9 protein-coding genes are annotated in these 15,639 nt (G+C 66.0%); 3 read left to right on the top strand and 6 right to left on the bottom strand.

All coding sequences use genetic code 11. The features are described 5' to 3' along the window. Positions 1-76: 76 nt before the first annotated feature. The 5 genes from QMX83_RS14340 to QMX83_RS14360 all read right to left on the bottom strand — a co-directional run bounded on the left by QMX83_RS14340 (position 77) and on the right by QMX83_RS14360 (position 7,175). Complete coding sequence (locus QMX83_RS14340; protein ID WP_282297319.1) at positions 77-1,132, bottom strand: DUF5694 domain-containing protein; 1,056 nt, start codon at positions 1,130-1,132, stop codon at positions 77-79. 86 nt (positions 1,133-1,218) lie between these two features. Next, positions 1,219-1,614: an SseB family protein gene (locus QMX83_RS14345; protein ID WP_282297320.1), complete on the bottom strand. Its 396-nt coding sequence runs from the start codon at positions 1,612-1,614 to the stop codon at positions 1,219-1,221. A 151-nt stretch (positions 1,615-1,765) separates the two neighbouring features. Then, positions 1,766-3,490, bottom strand: a complete 1,725-nt coding sequence (locus QMX83_RS14350; protein ID WP_282297321.1) for an alpha-amylase family glycosyl hydrolase — start codon at positions 3,488-3,490, stop codon at positions 1,766-1,768. Continuing rightward, entirely contained in the window at positions 3,490-4,929 is a 1,440-nt protein-coding gene (locus QMX83_RS14355; protein WP_282297327.1) for an MFS transporter, read from the bottom strand. The genes QMX83_RS14350 and QMX83_RS14355 overlap by 1 nt, the downstream gene beginning before the upstream one ends. A gap of 44 nt (positions 4,930-4,973) precedes the next feature. After that, positions 4,974-7,175, bottom strand: a complete 2,202-nt coding sequence (locus QMX83_RS14360) for a Six-hairpin glycosidase-like protein (RefSeq protein WP_282297322.1) — start codon at positions 7,173-7,175, stop codon at positions 4,974-4,976. Between the two features lie 255 nt (positions 7,176-7,430). Here QMX83_RS14360 and QMX83_RS14365 point away from each other — a divergent pair, with 255 nt between their 5' ends. After that, entirely contained in the window at positions 7,431-9,473 is a 2,043-nt protein-coding gene (locus QMX83_RS14365) for a glycoside hydrolase family 97 protein (RefSeq protein WP_282297323.1), read from the top strand. Positions 9,474-9,639: 166 nt separating this feature from the next. Then, positions 9,640-12,393, top strand: coding sequence for a TonB-dependent receptor (locus QMX83_RS14370; RefSeq protein WP_282297324.1), 2,754 nt, complete (start codon positions 9,640-9,642; stop codon positions 12,391-12,393). A gap of 390 nt (positions 12,394-12,783) precedes the next feature. Here QMX83_RS14370 and QMX83_RS14375 read toward each other — a convergent pair whose 3' ends face one another. Next, on the bottom strand, positions 12,784-14,397 hold the full coding sequence (locus QMX83_RS14375; protein ID WP_282297325.1) for an alpha-glucosidase family protein: 1,614 nt from the start codon (positions 14,395-14,397) through the stop codon (positions 12,784-12,786). Positions 14,398-14,552: 155 nt separating this feature from the next. Between QMX83_RS14375 and QMX83_RS14380 the strand changes: the two genes are divergently transcribed. Beyond that, the gene (locus tag QMX83_RS14380; RefSeq protein ID WP_282297326.1) at positions 14,553-15,551 is read left to right on the top strand and encodes a polyprenyl synthetase family protein; all 999 of its coding nucleotides are present in this window, start codon (positions 14,553-14,555) and stop codon (positions 15,549-15,551) included. The last annotated feature ends 88 nt before the right edge of the window (positions 15,552-15,639 follow it).

A 15,639-nucleotide genomic window follows, 5' to 3' on the forward strand; every position in this document is an offset into this window, starting at 1 on the left:
TGGCCGGCCCTCATTACCGCCTGGGCCGGCCAACGGCCGGCGCTACCGGGCATGGTCTCGCGGATCTGGATCGCGACTACTTCAGCACCGGCCCCACATCCACGATATCCACGCCGGCCAGGCGGCCCAGCCACTGGTCGAACCAGGGTTTGTGCGAGGCCCCTACGATGGACAGCACGCGGGCACCTGGGCGCTCGCGGAACGTCTGCGCCACGTTGGCGACCATGCGCAGGTTGCGGATCTCCCAACCGTTCACCCACTTCTGCGGTGACTGCAGCGGCGAATGTGCTTTCAACGCGGCGGAGACATTGACCTCGGCCAGAGTGTTCAGGCGCTCGGGATCATTGAGGTAGCGGTACAGCGGCAACAGGTCCTTGCCTTTGGCCATCTCGTCTTCCTCGGCAATGTGCTTGTCGAGCTCGGCACTGCCGGTCTTCCGCGCCGCCTCCATCTCGCGCGCGAAGGCCTTGCGGTCGGTCAGCGTGAGGTTGTCGCCGGTATGGTCGTCCACCGGGTAGACGCGGGCGTGGCCCAGCCGCGCGGCCAGTTGGGACGCAATCTGATAGCTCTCGCTCTTGCGGGTGGCGATGCCTTCCAGCAGGGTCACCAGCGCCGGGGTCAGGCCATCACCGGCCTTCCGCTCGCCCGCGGGCAATTGCAGCCACTGGACATAGGCCGAGGGGCGGTCATTGGCGGCCAAGAACCAGGCGGCCAGCTGGCGGCGCTGCGCGGGCGTGGGATTGGCCGGCCAATCGGCCAGCGCGGCATTCACCCGTTCCAAGGCAGCGGGCAGCTCCAGGCCGGTGGCGGCGTGGGCTTCGTCGGTGTTGGCGCAGTAGTCGTCGCCATACACGCTGGGATGGCGCGCGGCGAGGTCGCACTGCTCGCCGTCGATGTTCTCGATGGTGATGATGTCGGGCTTGAAGGCGGCGAGGCGCGCCAGCAGCGGTTCCAGCGCGCCGGGCTGGATGCCGCCTTCGATCTCACTGAGGTGGACGCTGCCGAGCACCAGCACCTGGGTGCGCGGGCCGGTCATCTCGCGGTCGAGGGTGGTCAGGTCGACCGGAGTGGCGGCGAATGTGGGCGACACCACCGCGAGTGCCGCCGCCAGCCAAGCGTTGCGTACCTGCATACCCTGCCCTCTTCAATCCGTGGAGGATTGCAGTGTGCGGCGAGGCTATGGGCGGGCACGTGTGCCCTTGGTCAGGGTGACGGTGGTCAGGGACGGTGCGGGTCGGCGAAGTCTTCGAGCAGATGGCCGACGCCATCGGGCGAAATGGTCAGCTGCAGCGGCGTGGCCGGATTGACCACGACGCCAAATCCGCCGGGAATACGCCCGAGCACCTCGATCATCCGCATCTGGCCCACGTGCGGTGCGGTCTGGCTGTAGCCGCCCAGGCGGCACAGGTCGGTGAAAACCGCCACCCGCTTCACCCCGTCGTCGTCGAACAGCAGCGGGTCGAAACCGCTGCCGTCGGGGGTCACCAGGCTGCCGTTGAGCAGGATGACCTCCGACGCCACGAACGCCTTCATGAAGCCACCGATCGAGGTCTGCCCGTCCATGGCGGATTTGAGCAGGGTTTCAAGCGGGTTCTGCGGTGGCAGGTCGGTCATGGGCCGGTCCGGGCGGTAGCGGGAATGGCCATTGTAACGGCGGGTGGGTGAGAGGCCGGCCAACGTGGGCTGACCCGGTATCGCCCGGGTCGAGACCGCTTGGGCCGGCCAACGGCCGGCGCTACCGATCCACAATCACGTCAAATCAGAATTACCGCGTCTGCAAACGCTCGGTGCGGGCTTTCTGGTCGGCCATTGCCTTGTCCAGCTCGGCCTGGAGGGCCTTCTGCTTCACCGGGGCGTCCAGCAGGTACACCTTCACACCGTGGGCGGGGACCTCGGCCTTCAGGCTGCCGGTCACCTTGACGCTGCCGCTGCCCAGCGCGTCGCGCCAGGTGCCCGGCTGCAGGTAGCGGCTGACCTCGAAGGTGCTGGCGGTGTCGCCCTTGTTCAGCAGCACCAGCGCGGTCTGGGCGGTGTCGCCGTGTTGCAGCACACGGTAGAACACGGCCTGGTCACCCTGCAGTCGCTCGGTGACCTGCAGGCCGCGCTGCAGCGCCGGGGTGTTCTGGCGCAGCAGGGAAATGCGCTGCAGCGGCCCGAAGATCGGGCTCTGCGGGGCGGCATCCACGCGCTCCTGGCCGAAGTAGGCACGGTTGCCGGCGTGTTCGGCGCGGCTGCGCATGAAGCCGGTTTCCGAACCGTAGTACAGCACCGGAATACCACGCGCGGTGAACAGCCAGTTGTGCGCGTCGATGAAGCCGGCGTCGGTGGCGTCCAGACGGGCCATGTCGTGGTTGTCGTAGAAGCTCATCAGCTCGTACGGATTGGCGTACGGGCCACCCAGCAGGTGCAGCGGCTCGGCCAGGGTTTCAAAGCCCTTCTGCTCCTTGCCGAACACGCTGGACAGCGCGCCGCGCAGCGGGAAGTCGAGCACGCTGACATTGGCGTTGCTCGGCCAGGTGTGCTCGGCAATCGTGGCGGCGTTGTAGTCGAAGGCCTCGCCGAACATGAACATGCCCGGATGCTCGGCGCGAATGCGCTTCACGAATTCGTTCCACCACGGGTGCGGCAGCCAGCCGATGGTGTCGATACGCAGCGCATCCACACCCTGCGCGGTCCACTGCAGGTAGGCACCCACCAGGTAATCCATCACCGCCGGATTGTTCTGGTTGAAGTCGCCCAGCTCGGCCAGATTGCCGTCGAAGATGGAACCCTTGTCGGCATCCACCGGACCGATGTTGTTGTAAAACGCATGCAGTGGATTGTGCTGCGGGTCCAGCTGCTGCGGCGGCAGGTTCTGATGGTCGGCAATCAGCTTGCCGTCCTTGTCGAAGATCTGCCCGAACTGCGGCTGCTTCACCGGCATGGTCCACGCCGGCGAGCCGTGGTTGCCGACGATGTCGAGCACCACTTTCAGCTGGGCGTCGTGCAGGCCACGGGTGAGGCCGGCGAAGTCGAGATCCTTGCTGGGCAGGTGCTCGTCGAGCTTGTAGAAGTTCACGCCCCAGTAGCCGTGGTAACCGGTCTTGCCACGGTCGGTCAGCGTGCTGGTGCAGCTGATCGGCTTGCTGCCGGTGAAGGCCTCATCGGGGTTGTCGATGATGGGCGTGATCCACACCGCGCCAAAGCCGAGCTTGCGGATGTACTCGGCGTTGTTGAGCACGCCCTTGAAGTCACCGCCGAGGTAGCCGATGTTGCCGTCCACCTTGTCCGGGCACGGCACGGGAATGTCGAAGGTGCGGTGCTTGCCGCCCTGGTCGCGGTGATCGTTGGACGGGTCACCGTTGACGAAGCGGTCGGTGACCACGAAGTACACCGCGTCGCTGGCGAACGGCTCCAGCGTGCCCACATAGTCGGGGCGCGGCGCGGCCTGCGCGGCAGTGGCAATCAAGGCCAGCGAAACACCCAGCGACACCTTGGAAAACGAACGCATCACGCACCCTCCTGATGGGCCGGCACGCGCAGCACGCACAGCCCGGCAACGAACAGACTCACTCCCCCCAGCACCAGCACGTGCATGGGGTTGCCGCCCAGCCACGCGCGCAACGCGAAGCCCAGCGCGCTGGCGGCGACCAGCTGCGGAATGACGATGAAGAAATTGAACAGGCCCATGTAGATGCCCATCTTGGCCGCCGGCACGCTGTCAGACAGCAGCGCATACGGCAGCGACAGGATCGAGGCCCAGGCAAAGCCCACACCGACCATGGACAGCAACAGCCACGTGGGATCCTTGATGAACATCAGCGAGATGAGGCCAAGCCCGCCCAGCCACAGGTTGACCAGGTGGCTCCAACGCAGGCCCAGCGCGCGCACCATCAGCGGAATGAGCAGCGCGGCCAGCGCGGCGAAACCGTTGTAGGCACCGAACAGCACGCCGACCCAGTTCGCGCCTTCGTTGTACGCCGCCGAGGCGGGATCGGTGGAACCGAAGTGAGTACCGGCGACCGCAGCGGTGGTGTAGATCCACATCGCAAACAAGGCGAACCACGAGAAGAACTGCACCCACGCCAGCCGACGCATGGTCGAGGGCATGCTGCGCAGGTCGTCGACGATGGTGGCCAGCATGTGTTGCCCGGGGATGGCTCGCGCCACGCCCAGCAACAGGCCATAGGCCGCACACAAACCCGCGAGCACGTAGAGCATCTTGTCGCCGCTCTTCCATGCGATGGTCACCGCCAGCACGACGCCGACCGCGATCCAACCCCCGATCTGCTGCAGCGGCGGCGGCCCAGCCAACGGTGCGCTCTGCTGCGCCACCGGCGGCTCAGCGTCATCGAAGGAGGCCAGTTCAGCCGGCGAATACTCGCGGGTGGTGAACACCGTCCAGGCAATCGCCGAGAGCAGCACCGCCGCGCCAAAGTAGAACGCGTAGCGCACGGTCGGCGGCACCTCGCCCGGAGCGGCGGTGTTGGCGACGCCAAAGTGCGCCAGGATGAAGGGCAGGAAGCTGGCGACAATCGCGCCGATGCCGATGAAGAAACTCTGCATCGCGTAGCCGGTGGGACGCTGGCGCGGGGCCAGCTTGTCACCCACGAACGCGCGGAACGGCTCCATCGACACGTTGATGCTGGCGTCCAGCACCCACAGCGTGCCGGCAGCGATCCACAGCGTCGGCGAGTTCGGCATCACCAGCAGGGCCAGCGTGGTGAACACCGCGCCGAACATGAAGTACGGGCGACGGCGGCCCCAGCGGGTCCAGGTGCGGTCGGACAGATAGCCGATCACCGGCTGCACCAGCAGGCCGGTCAGCGGCGCGGCGATCCACAGCCCGGGCACGGCGTCCATCGGCGCGCCGAGGGTTTCGAAGATGCGGCTGGCATTGGCGTTCTGCAGGGCAAACCCGAACTGGATGCCGAGGAAGCCAAAACACATGTTCCATATCTGCCAGAACGACAGTGTCGGCTTGGAGGGCCGCGTCACGGGGCAGCCACCACGGCGGCCACCGGCGAGAGCAGCAGTGCGCTGACCTTGGCGCTGTTGAGCACGCCTTCGCGCCCGCCCTTGCCGCCGTTGTACTGGGCGAAGTGCTCCAGTGCGCTCATGTTGAAGCCCTGCTCCAGGCTGAAACGGCAGTTGCCCTTGGGCACGTCGAATTCGGCCGCGGTGGAATCCTGCTGGCCGACGCTGTGCGGCATCACCACGGTGGCGCGCTGCACCGGCTTGCCGGCGCAGGTCACCACCAGCTGCTTCACGGCAGCAGTGACGCCGGTGTTGATCGGGCCATTCGGGTTGTCATAGCGCAGGCGTACGCGCACGCGGGTGGGCGCGGTGGCGTTCCAGCTCCACTTGCTGGCACCGGCCAGGCGCTGCTGCGGGCCCAGGCAGGTCATCGGGCTGTGCAGCGATTCCAGCTGCGGGCCGCGCAGGGTGAGGCTGAGGCAGTGCTGCAGGCCGTCTTCGCGTACGGTCAGTGCGCCCTTGGCGGTGGTGGCCTTGCCATCCAGCCACAGCACGTGGCCGGCCGGAACGGTCACGCTCCAGCCCTTGCCGCGTTTCTCTGCTTTCGGGGCTGCCGGCGTCGCGGGAGCGAAGCCATCGGTCGGGGCATCTGCGAGCAGCGCCGGCGCGGTGACCGGTGCCGGGCCGGGGACGGCCTTGAGCTGCACGGTCACCACGTTGCCCTTGCGGGTGGTCTTGTCGGCCACCAGCAGCACGCCGTCCAGCTTGCGCGGACGCTTGAGCACGTAGCGGGTGCGGCCGTCGTTCAGTTCAATGCTCTTTTCCTTGCCGAACAGCTGCGGCACCAGCGCCACCGGCAGCTTGGGTGCCACCTTGCCGTCGGCTTCCACGCCGAACACGCCTTCCAGCACCATCGACAGATAGCCGGCCACCGACCACAGCTGGCGCGGCGAATTGACCACCGGGCCGCTGAGCGCACCCTCGTCGACATGCACGGCGAGGCGGCGCATCTCGAAGTTTTCCATGTTGGAACCGGCCAGCGCGCTGCCGCGCATCAGCGATTCGATCTCGCGCTGGATGCGCGCCACATCGTCCACATGCCGCGCCGCGCGCAGCGAATAGGCACTGACGAACGGCCACACTGCACGGTTGTGGTAGATCGGCTGCTGCGCTTCCTGCGGCCACACCACCGGGCTGCCGCCCTCCACTGCCGGGTAGTTGGCCATGGCACGGCGCGCACGCTCCTGCGGGAAGACGTCGGCCAGCACGCCCAGCGAGATCGCCAGCAGGTCGTACTTGGCGTAGTCCACCGGGTGCGCGGCTTCGCCGATGTAGCTCATGTACTGGCCGGCATCCTCGCGCCAGAAGCGGGCGTCGATCTGCGCCGCCAGCGCCGTGGCCCAGTTGGCGTAGTCGTCGGCGCGCGCGTCGCCACGCTGGCGGGCGAGCTTCTCGGCCAGGCGCAACGCCTGATAATGCAGCACATTGGTGGACAGCGAATAGCTCTCGCCAATGAAGCGGACGTCCTTGCGGGTCCAGTCCGGATAGGTCTGCTCACGCCAGTCCAGGAACGAGGTCTCGCCCTTGTACAGGCCGATGCGCTCGTCGAAGACCATCGCACGGTCCTGCGCCAGCGTGCCCTGCAGCGCCTGCCAGGTCTGCTCGGCAAAGGCGGTGTCGTCGAGCAGGTGGCGCGCGGCCAGGAACCACACCACGCGGTCGCTGCTGATCGGCCAGCTGCCGCCGGAACCGGTGTCCTGGGCCACGAACAGACCGGGGGTGCGGCCATCGCGGGCCTTGGAGAGTTTGAACTGCAGCGACTGGCGGGTGCGCTGCGGATCCAGCCGGGCCAGCGCCAGGTCGGCGGCAAAGCTCACGTCGCGGGTCCACACATAGGGCCAGCGCTCGCCGGTCTGGAAGCAGTCGCACGGCACCGGCTTGCCGAAATTGAAGGACGGGTCGCGGATCGCATCGACGCGGTCGGCGTCCATTTCCTGCTGGGCCAGCGCGAACAGGGCGTCGAACATCACGCTGCCGGTCTGGCTGCGCATCGGCTGGGCCGCAATGGCCACCGGCTTGCCGTCGGCACTCAGAGTGAAGCTGCCGTCGGCAGCGGTGGCGGCACGCGCGGTGCGGCCATCGAAGGTGAGGTCTTCCGCCGCGGCGGTGGACGTCAGCGCTGCCCCAAGGGCAGCGGTCAGGCAGATCATCTTCAGCATCGAAAGCGGCGGACCGGCTTGCGCCCGTCGGCCTCCCTCCCTTATTGCGCGCGTTATGGGTCAGCCGCGGGTGGTGCGGCCGTCGCGGCCCCCTCCCAGGGTGCCTGCCTGCATGGTAGGCGACGACCGTTGGTCCTCGCACCTGCGCGCGGTCATGCCGCTGCATTTGCATACGTATTCATGGCGTTACGCCCGGAGTGCCGGGCCAGCGTGGCTATAGTCCAAAGCGGATTTCAGGCGGCCCTGGGAGGGGAAATGCCACAGTTTGTGCTGTTCTCGCGCGTCATCACCGGCGCATCGCTGCTGCTTCTGGCCGCACTGGCCCATGCCGAACCGGTCACCGTGGCCAGCGCCACCTCGCCGGACAAGGTGCTTAAAGTGTCCCTGCAGCTGGACGGCGGCATGCCCAGCTACCGCGTGGAGCGCTTCGGCCAGGAGGTGGTGGGCAATTCGAAGCTGGGCTTCCAGCTGCGCGACGGCCGCCTCGACCGCGACCTGGCCGTGCTCGGCCAGACCAGCCGCAGCGTGGATGAAACCTGGGAACAGCCCTGGGGCGAGCGCCGCGTCACCCGCAATCACTACAACGAATTCACCGTGCAGCTGGGCGAAACCACCGGCGCGAAACGGCGGCTGGACGTGGTGTTCCGGGTCTACGACGACGGTCTGGGCTTCCGCTACCACTTCCCGGAACAGCCGAACCTGCGCGAGGCGATCATCGATGACGAGCTGACCGAGTTCGCCATCACCCCGGCCTCCACGGCCTGGTGGATTCCGGCGGGCGAGCCGATCCACTACGAATACCTGTATCAGCGCACCCCGCTGGACCAGCTGCCGCTGGCACATACGCCGATGACGCTGCGCAGCAGCGAGGGGCTGCATGTGTCCATCCACGAAGCCGCGCTGGTGGACTACGCCGGCATGTGGCTGCGCCGCACCGACGGCCAGCGCCTGCGCGCGCAGCTTTCGCCGTCTGCGGAAGGCTGGAAGGTGCGCCGCGCCCTGCCCTTCAACACGCCGTGGCGCACCCTGCAGATCAGCGACACCGCGGGCGGGCTGGTCGAGTCGAGCCTGATCCTCAACCTCAACGATCCCAATGTGCTGGGCGATGTGAGCTGGGTGAAGCCGTCCAAGTATCTGGGCGTGTGGTGGTCGATGCACCTGGACGAGGAAAGCTGGGCGACCGGGCCGAAGCACGCGGCGACCACGGCGAAAACCAGGAAGGTGATTGATTTCGCGGCCAAGCACGGCTTCCGTGGCGTACTGGTGGAAGGCTGGAATCCCGGCTGGGATGGCATGTGGGTGGGCAATGGCTACGACTTCGACTTCACCCGGCCAACCGCGGACTTCGACATTGAAGCGCTGTCGGCGTATGGCGCGAAGAAGGGCGTTCACCTGATCGGCCACCATGAAACCGGCTGTGCGATCGAGCATTACGAGGATCAGCTGGGCGCGGCGCTGGACCTGTACGCGCGACTGGGCGTGGACTCGTTCAAGAGTGGCTACGTGTGTGATGACGGCCAGGTCGACCGGCGCAATCCGGCCGGTGGCCCGCTGTGGCGCGAGTGGCACGACGGCCAGTTCATGGCCCGTCATCACCTGAAGGTGGTGCAGGAAGCGGCCAAGCGGCATATCGCGGTGAACCCGCATGAGCCGATCAAGGACACCGGGCTGCGCCGCACCTACCCGAACTGGATCACCCGTGAAGGCGCGCGCGGCATGGAATACAACGCCTGGGGCCAGCCGCCGAACCCGCCGGAACACGAGGTCAACCTGGTGTTCACCCGCATGCTGTCCGGGCCGATGGACTACACCCCGGGCATTCTCAGCCTGAAGGGCCGCCACGGCCAGGCCATTCCGAGCACGCTGGCGCGCCAGCTGGCGCTGTATGTGGTGCTGTACAGCCCGATCCAGATGGCCGCCGATCTTCCTGAACACTATGAACAGAACCGCGAGGCATTCCGCTTCATCGAGGACGTGGCCGTGGACTGGGACGACACCCGGGTGCTGGATGGCGAAGTGGGCGACTACGTGACCATCGTGCGCAAGGACCGCAACAGCCGCGACTGGTTCCTGGGCAGCATCACCGACGAGTCCGGCCGCGTGTTGCCGGTGTCGCTGGGCTTCCTGGAGCCCGGCGTGCGTTACCGCGCCGAGATCTACCGCGACGGTGACGGGGCCGATTTCCGCAGCAACCCGTTCGCGTTCAAGCGCGAGGTGCGTGAAGTCACCAGCGCCGATGTGATGAACATCGTGCTGGCACCGGGCGGTGGCCAGGCGATCCGGTTCACGCCGCTGTAATCGGTTTCATCCCCTGCATGCGCATTGAATACGTATGCAGGGTGATTCGCTTCAAAGGCGCGCTGCCTACCATAGCGGCGCAGTCAACGGCCACCGTGCCGTGACACCTGTCTCAATTCATCGGGCAGCTCACAATCCGTTTGGCAACATTGCCTGGGAGGGGAAAATGTTGAACCGCAAGCGCAGCGCGCTGAGTATCGCGCTGGCCGTCGCCCTGTCGCCGTCACTGGCGCTGGCTCAAAGCACCACCGAAACCACCGCCACCGGCAGCCAGGCTGTTGACCTGGATACCGTGCAGGTCACCGGCATCCGCCGTGGCATCGAGAACGCCATTGCGATCAAGCAGGACGCGACCTCGGTGGTGGAAGCCATTTCCGCCGAAGACATCGGCAAGCTGCCGGACGTAAGCATTGCCGAATCGCTGGGCCGCCTGCCCGGCCTGGCCGCGCAGCGCGTGGCCGGTCGTGCCCAGGTGATCAGCGTGCGCGGCCTGTCCCCGGACTTCGCCACCACCCTGCTCAACGGGCGTGAAGTGGTCAGCACCGGCGACAACCGCAGCGTCGAATTCGACCAGTACCCGTCGGAACTGGTGAACGGCGTGACCGTGTACAAGACCCCGGACGCCGCGCTGGTGGGCCAGGGCCTGTCCGGCACCATCGACATGCAGACCGTGCGTCCGCTGTCGTTCGCCGAGCGCGTGATCGCGGTCAGCGGTCGCTACCAGAAGAACTCGCTGGGCAAGGCGGCGAACGTGGATGCCTACGGCAACCGCTTCAGCGCCAGCTACATCGACCAGTTTGCCGACAACACCTGGGGCATCTCGCTGGGCTACGCCCACAGCGACATGCCGATCCAGGAAAACCAGGTCGGCCTGTACGAGCCGTGGACCACCGAGCAGACCGACCAGGGCAACCGCCCGGGCGTGGCTCCGGGCACCGCGTTCTCGGACGGCATCAAGGCACTGCGTCGTACCGGCAACAACAAGCGTGACGGCTACATGGCGACCGTCCAGTTCCGTCCGTCCAACACCTGGACGAGCACGCTGGACATGTTCCACACCGAAGCCGAGCAGATCGACACCGCCAACCAGTTCGAGGTCAACCTCAGCAACTACAACGGCGGTTACACCCCGGGCCTGCTGATCACCAATCCGCAGGTGAATGCCGACGGCACCTTCACCGGCGGCACCGCCAGTGGCGTGTATCCGCTGGTGCGCGGCATGTACAACAAGCGCAAGGACAAGATCGACGCGTTCGGCTGGAACAACGAGCTGACCTTCGACAGCTTCAAGATCACTGCGGATGTGAACTACTCCAAGGCGACGCGCGATGAGCTGAACCTGGAAAACAACCTGCAGCTCACCCCGATGCCGCAGCTGGACACCATCGGCCTGAGCATCAATCCGAACGGCTTCTCGCAGATCCGTCCGGGCCTGGATTACTCCAATCCGGAAGCGCTGTACCTGACCAACACGATCTACGGTTCGGGTTACGGCAAGGTGCCGCAGGTGGAAGACCGCCTGAAGGGTGCGCGCCTGCAGGGCACGTTCAACATGCCGGAGGCGCTGTCGTCCTGGTTCCAGGACATCGACGTGGGCGTGAACTACGCCGATCGCCGCAAGGAAAAGACCCAGGCCGAAGGCAACATCCTGCTGGGTGACCAGGGCGACGCCAACGTGGGCGGCGACCTGCAGTACGCCCCGGTGAACCTGGGCTTTGCCGGTATCGGCTACATCCCGGCGTGGAACGTGCCGGCGGCGGTGGACCGCTACATGACCTTCAATCCGGTCACCAACCTGGATTACCTGATTCCGAAGTCGTGGGTGGTGCAGGAAAAGACCACCACCGCGTGGCTGCGCGCCAACATCAACACCGACATCGGTGAAGTAGGCCTGCGCGGCAACATCGGTGTGCAGATGATCCGCACCGACCAGAGCTCGCAGTCGAACTACTTCGACCGTTCGCGTCCGGCCGGCCAGGAAGTGCTGCCGATCGACGAAGGCAAGACCTACACCGATTGGCTGCCGAGCTTGAACCTGGCCTTCATGTTCCCGCACCAGCAGACGCTGCGCTTCGCGGTGGCCAAGCAGGTCGCGCGTCCGCGCGTGGACCAGATGCGTGCGGGCCTGGAGTTCGGCGTTGACACGGCCACCGGCAAGCCGGGCGGCAGTGGCGGCAACCCGCTGCTGGATCCGTGGCGCGCGAACGCAATCGACCTGTCGTACGAAAAGTACTTCGGTGAGAAGGCGTACGTGGCGGCGGCGGTGTTCTACAAGGACCTGAAGAGCTACGTCTATACGCAGTCGGTGGACGACTACGACTTCAGCAACCTGCTGGCCAGCTATGTCATTCCGCCGGGCATGACTGCCCCGCTGCTGACGACGGGTACGTTCTCGGCTCCGCAGAACGGCGAAGGTGGCACGCTGAAGGGTCTGGAACTGACCGCTTCGTTCCCGCTGGACATGCTGACCGACGCACTGCGTGGCTTCGGCGTGCAGGCGAGCGCGACGTTCAATGACAGCGACATCAAGATCATGGATCCGGAAAGCGCCTCGTCGGTGGGTACCGATCCGATCAGCCTGCCGGGCCTGTCCGAGCGCGTGTACAACTTCACGGCGTACTACGAGCGCAATGGGTTTGAAGCCCGCGTGAGCCAGCGTCGTCGTTCGGACTTCATTGGTGAGATCGGCAACTTCAACGGTAACCGCACGCTGCGTTACGTGGTGGGCGAGAACGTGACGGACGCGCAGATCAGCTACACCTTCAGCGACAGCAGTGCAATGAAGGGCCTGACCCTGCTGCTGCAGGGCAGCAACCTGACCAACGAGCCGTACCGCACCTACGCCGGCACGAAGGACCGCCCGCTGGAATACATCGAGTGGGGCCGCACCTACATGCTGGGCGTGAACTACAAGTTCTGATTGCTGGTGTGATTGCTTGAGCAAAAAACCCGCTGCATAAAGCAGCGGGTTTTTTGTTGGTTGGATTCATGCGAACAACCCTCGGCTCATGGGTCCCCTGGGTTGGCGGATTGGGATGGGCGTTCCGGGGGACGGCGTGAATCCATCCATGGAGCCTCGGTCGCCGCATCCATGCGGCTCACGCCCCCTCCAGCCCACCCCAACCCGCCCCGACAGATGGCCGGTGGCCAAAAGGCTTTGGTAGCGTCGGTCGACAGACGACGACAGTGAACGCCACAACGTTCATTAACGACGTAACCCAAAACGAAACCGACGCTCTTCACAAGACACAAAAAAAGGGCGAGGTCTCCGCCTCGCCCTTGAAAAATCACCACCGGAAATCTGTACGTATCACCCCAACCGCAGGCACACCATCGCGTGCGCGGGCAACACCACCTGGCCACCGTCGATGCCACCGGCATCCGGACCCGGCACGCTCAATGCCGTCCACTCCCCCGCCGGCAACGGTGCAGACACCGCCTCACCCGACAGATTGAACGCCAGCAACAACGTCTCGCCTTCATGCCGGCGCTCGAACATCAACACCGGCTCGGCGCTGTCCAGGAACTGGATGTCGCCCAGCAGCAGCGTCGGCATGGTGTGTCGCCACGCCAGGAACTGGCGGAATGCGTTCAACACCGAATGCGGGTCGTGCTCCTGCCCGGCCACCGAGCGTGCACGATGCTCGTCGGAAATCGGCAGCCACGGCTGGCCGGTGGTGAAACCAGCCTGCTCGGCGTCGGTCCACGGCAGCGGCGTGCGGCAGCCGTCACGGCCCTTGAAGTTTGGCCAGAAGGTGATGCCGTAGGGGTCCTGCAGGGCCTCGAACGGCACATCCGCTTCGCCCAGGCCGAGTTCTTCACCCTGGTACAGGCAGATCGAACCACGCAGCGAGCACAGCATGCCGACCAGCATCCGCGCCAGGCGCGGGTTGGCCGGATGGCCACCCCAACGGGTGACGGCGCGCTCGACGTCGTGGTTGGAGATCGCCCAGCACGGCCAGCCTTCGGTCATCGCCGCTTCCAGGCGCGAGACCGTGCTGCGGATGTAGTCCACGCTGTAGTCGTCGACCAGCAGCTCAAAGCTGTAGCCCATGTGCAGGCGACCGGCGCTGGTGTACTCGGCGGTGGTGGCGAGCGAGTCTTCCGAGGAAATCTCGCCCAGCGCTACCGCGCCGGGGAACTCGTCCAGCAACGCACGCAGCTTGCCGAGGAACGGCAGATTCTCCGGCTGCGTGTTGTTGTAGTAGTGGTACTGGTAGGCGTAGGGGTTGTCGGGGCTGAAACCGCGACCCACGCGCTTGTCGGCCGGCTTGGGCGGGTTATCGCGCAGCTGGCGGTCGTGATAGCAGAAATTGATCGCGTCCAGCCGGAAGCCGTCCACGCCGCGCTCGAGCCAGAAGCGGACATTGTCCAACGTGGCCTGCTCCACTTCCGGGTTATGGAAGTTCAGGTCGGGCTGGTCGGCCAGGAAGTTGTGCAGGAAATACTGCTCGCGGCGCGGTTCCCACTGCCAGGCGACGCCGCCGAACAGCGACATCCAGTTGTTCGGCGGGGTGCCGTCCTCACGCGGGTCGGCCCAGACGTACCAGTCGGCCTTGGGATTGGTGCGGTCCTGGCGGCTTTCGCGGAACCAGTCGTGCTCAATCGAGGTGTGGCTGAGCACCTGGTCGATCATCACCTTCAGGCCCAGGCCGTGGGCCTTGGCCAGCAGGCGGTCGAAGTCGTCCAGGTTGCCGAACAGCGGGTCGACATCGCGGTAGTCGGCGATGTCATAGCCAAAATCGGCCATCGGCGACTTGAAGAACGGCGAAATCCAGATCGCGTCCACGCCCAGCGCGGCGATATAGTCCAGGCGCTCGATGATGCCGGGCAGGTCGCCCACGCCGTCACCGTTCGCGTCCAGGAAGCTGCGCGGGTAAATCTGATAGATGACGGCACCGCGCCACCATGGAGTGTTCGTCATCGTGAGCCCCCCTCCGGGCTTCCATAGGGCACCCGCCAGGGGTGCCGGATCATGCCCGACAAGCTTAGCGGCGGCCCCTCCGGGGTGGTGCCATTTGCATACGTATTCACGCCGGGACGGCCTATAATCGGGCTTACGCCTCAAAGTACGACCGCATGACCATCACCGAAGACACCCGCTCCGCGCTGGGCCTGGCCCAGATCCAGACGCTCGCCGCGCCCGACATGGCCGCCGTGGATGCGCTGATCCGCCGCCGCCTGTCCTCCGATGTCGTGCTGATCAACCAGATTGCCGACCACATCATTTCCGCCGGCGGCAAACGCCTGCGCCCGATGCTGGTGATGCTGGCCGGCCATGCGGTCGGTCAGGCCGGTCCGGAACACCACCAGCTGGCGGCGATCATCGAGTTCATCCACACCTCGACCCTGCTGCACGACGACGTGGTCGACGAATCCAGCCTGCGGCGCGGCCGCAGCACCGCCAATGCCCTGTGGGGCAATGCCCCGAGCGTGCTGGTCGGCGACTTCCTGTATTCGCGCAGCTTCCAGCTGATGGTGGAACTGGACCGCATGCCGGTCATGCAGATCCTGGCCGACACCACCAACCGAATCGCCGAAGGCGAAGTACTGCAGCTGCTGCACGTGCACAACCCGGACACCGACGAAGCCGCCTACCTGCGTGTGATCGAGCGCAAGACCGCAGTGCTGTTCGCTGCAGGCACCCGCCTGGGCGCGCTGGCCAGCGGCGTGGATGAAGCCACCCAGCAGGCGATGTACGACTACGGCATGCATCTGGGCTATGCCTTCCAGATTGCCGACGACGTGCTGGACTACTCGGCCAACGCCGACGAACTGGGCAAGAACCTGGGTGATGACCTCGCCGAAGGCAAGGCCACGCTGCCGCTGATCCACGCCATGGCCCATTCGGATGAGACCACCCGCGAGCGCCTGCGCGAGATCGTGCAGAACGGCGACGCCTCCGCGATGCCGGAAGTGCTGGCGGCCATCCACGCGACCGGGGGCCTGGAATACAGCCGCCAGCGTGCGGAGGAATATGCCGCCGCCGCTGAGCGTGCGCTCGATGGCTTGGCTGACAACGAGGCCGTGGCCGCCCTGCGCGGGTTGGCGCGGTACGCGGTGCAGCGTTCGCACTAAGCCCGTAATCGGGATGCAGATTGGGTTATCGGGACGTCTATCCGGTAGCGCCGGCCGTTGGCCGGCCCAGGCGGTGCGTGGGCCGGCC

Source organism: Stenotrophomonas sp. PS02289, assembly GCF_029960115.1.
Taxonomy (GTDB): domain Bacteria; phylum Pseudomonadota; class Gammaproteobacteria; order Xanthomonadales; family Xanthomonadaceae; genus Stenotrophomonas.

Bases quoted from the DNA above. Each gene is read 5' to 3' on its own strand.
- QMX83_RS14340 (WP_282297319.1), bottom strand. From the start codon at position 1,132: ATGCAGGTACGCAACGCTTGGCTGGCGGCGGCACTCGCGGTGGTGTCG.
- QMX83_RS14345 (WP_282297320.1), bottom strand. From the start codon at position 1,614: ATGACCGACCTGCCACCGCAGAACCCGCTTGAAACCCTGCTCAAATCC.
- QMX83_RS14350 (WP_282297321.1), bottom strand. From the start codon at position 3,490: ATGCGTTCGTTTTCCAAGGTGTCGCTGGGTGTTTCGCTGGCCTTGATT.
- QMX83_RS14355 (WP_282297327.1), bottom strand. From the start codon at position 4,929: ATGTGTTTTGGCTTCCTCGGCATCCAGTTCGGGTTTGCCCTGCAGAAC.
- QMX83_RS14360 (WP_282297322.1), bottom strand. From the start codon at position 7,175: ATGCTGAAGATGATCTGCCTGACCGCTGCCCTTGGGGCAGCGCTGACG.
- QMX83_RS14365 (WP_282297323.1), top strand. From the start codon at position 7,431: ATGCCACAGTTTGTGCTGTTCTCGCGCGTCATCACCGGCGCATCGCTG.
- QMX83_RS14370 (WP_282297324.1), top strand. From the start codon at position 9,640: ATGTTGAACCGCAAGCGCAGCGCGCTGAGTATCGCGCTGGCCGTCGCC.
- QMX83_RS14375 (WP_282297325.1), bottom strand. From the start codon at position 14,397: ATGACGAACACTCCATGGTGGCGCGGTGCCGTCATCTATCAGATTTAC.
- QMX83_RS14380 (WP_282297326.1), top strand. From the start codon at position 14,553: ATGACCATCACCGAAGACACCCGCTCCGCGCTGGGCCTGGCCCAGATC.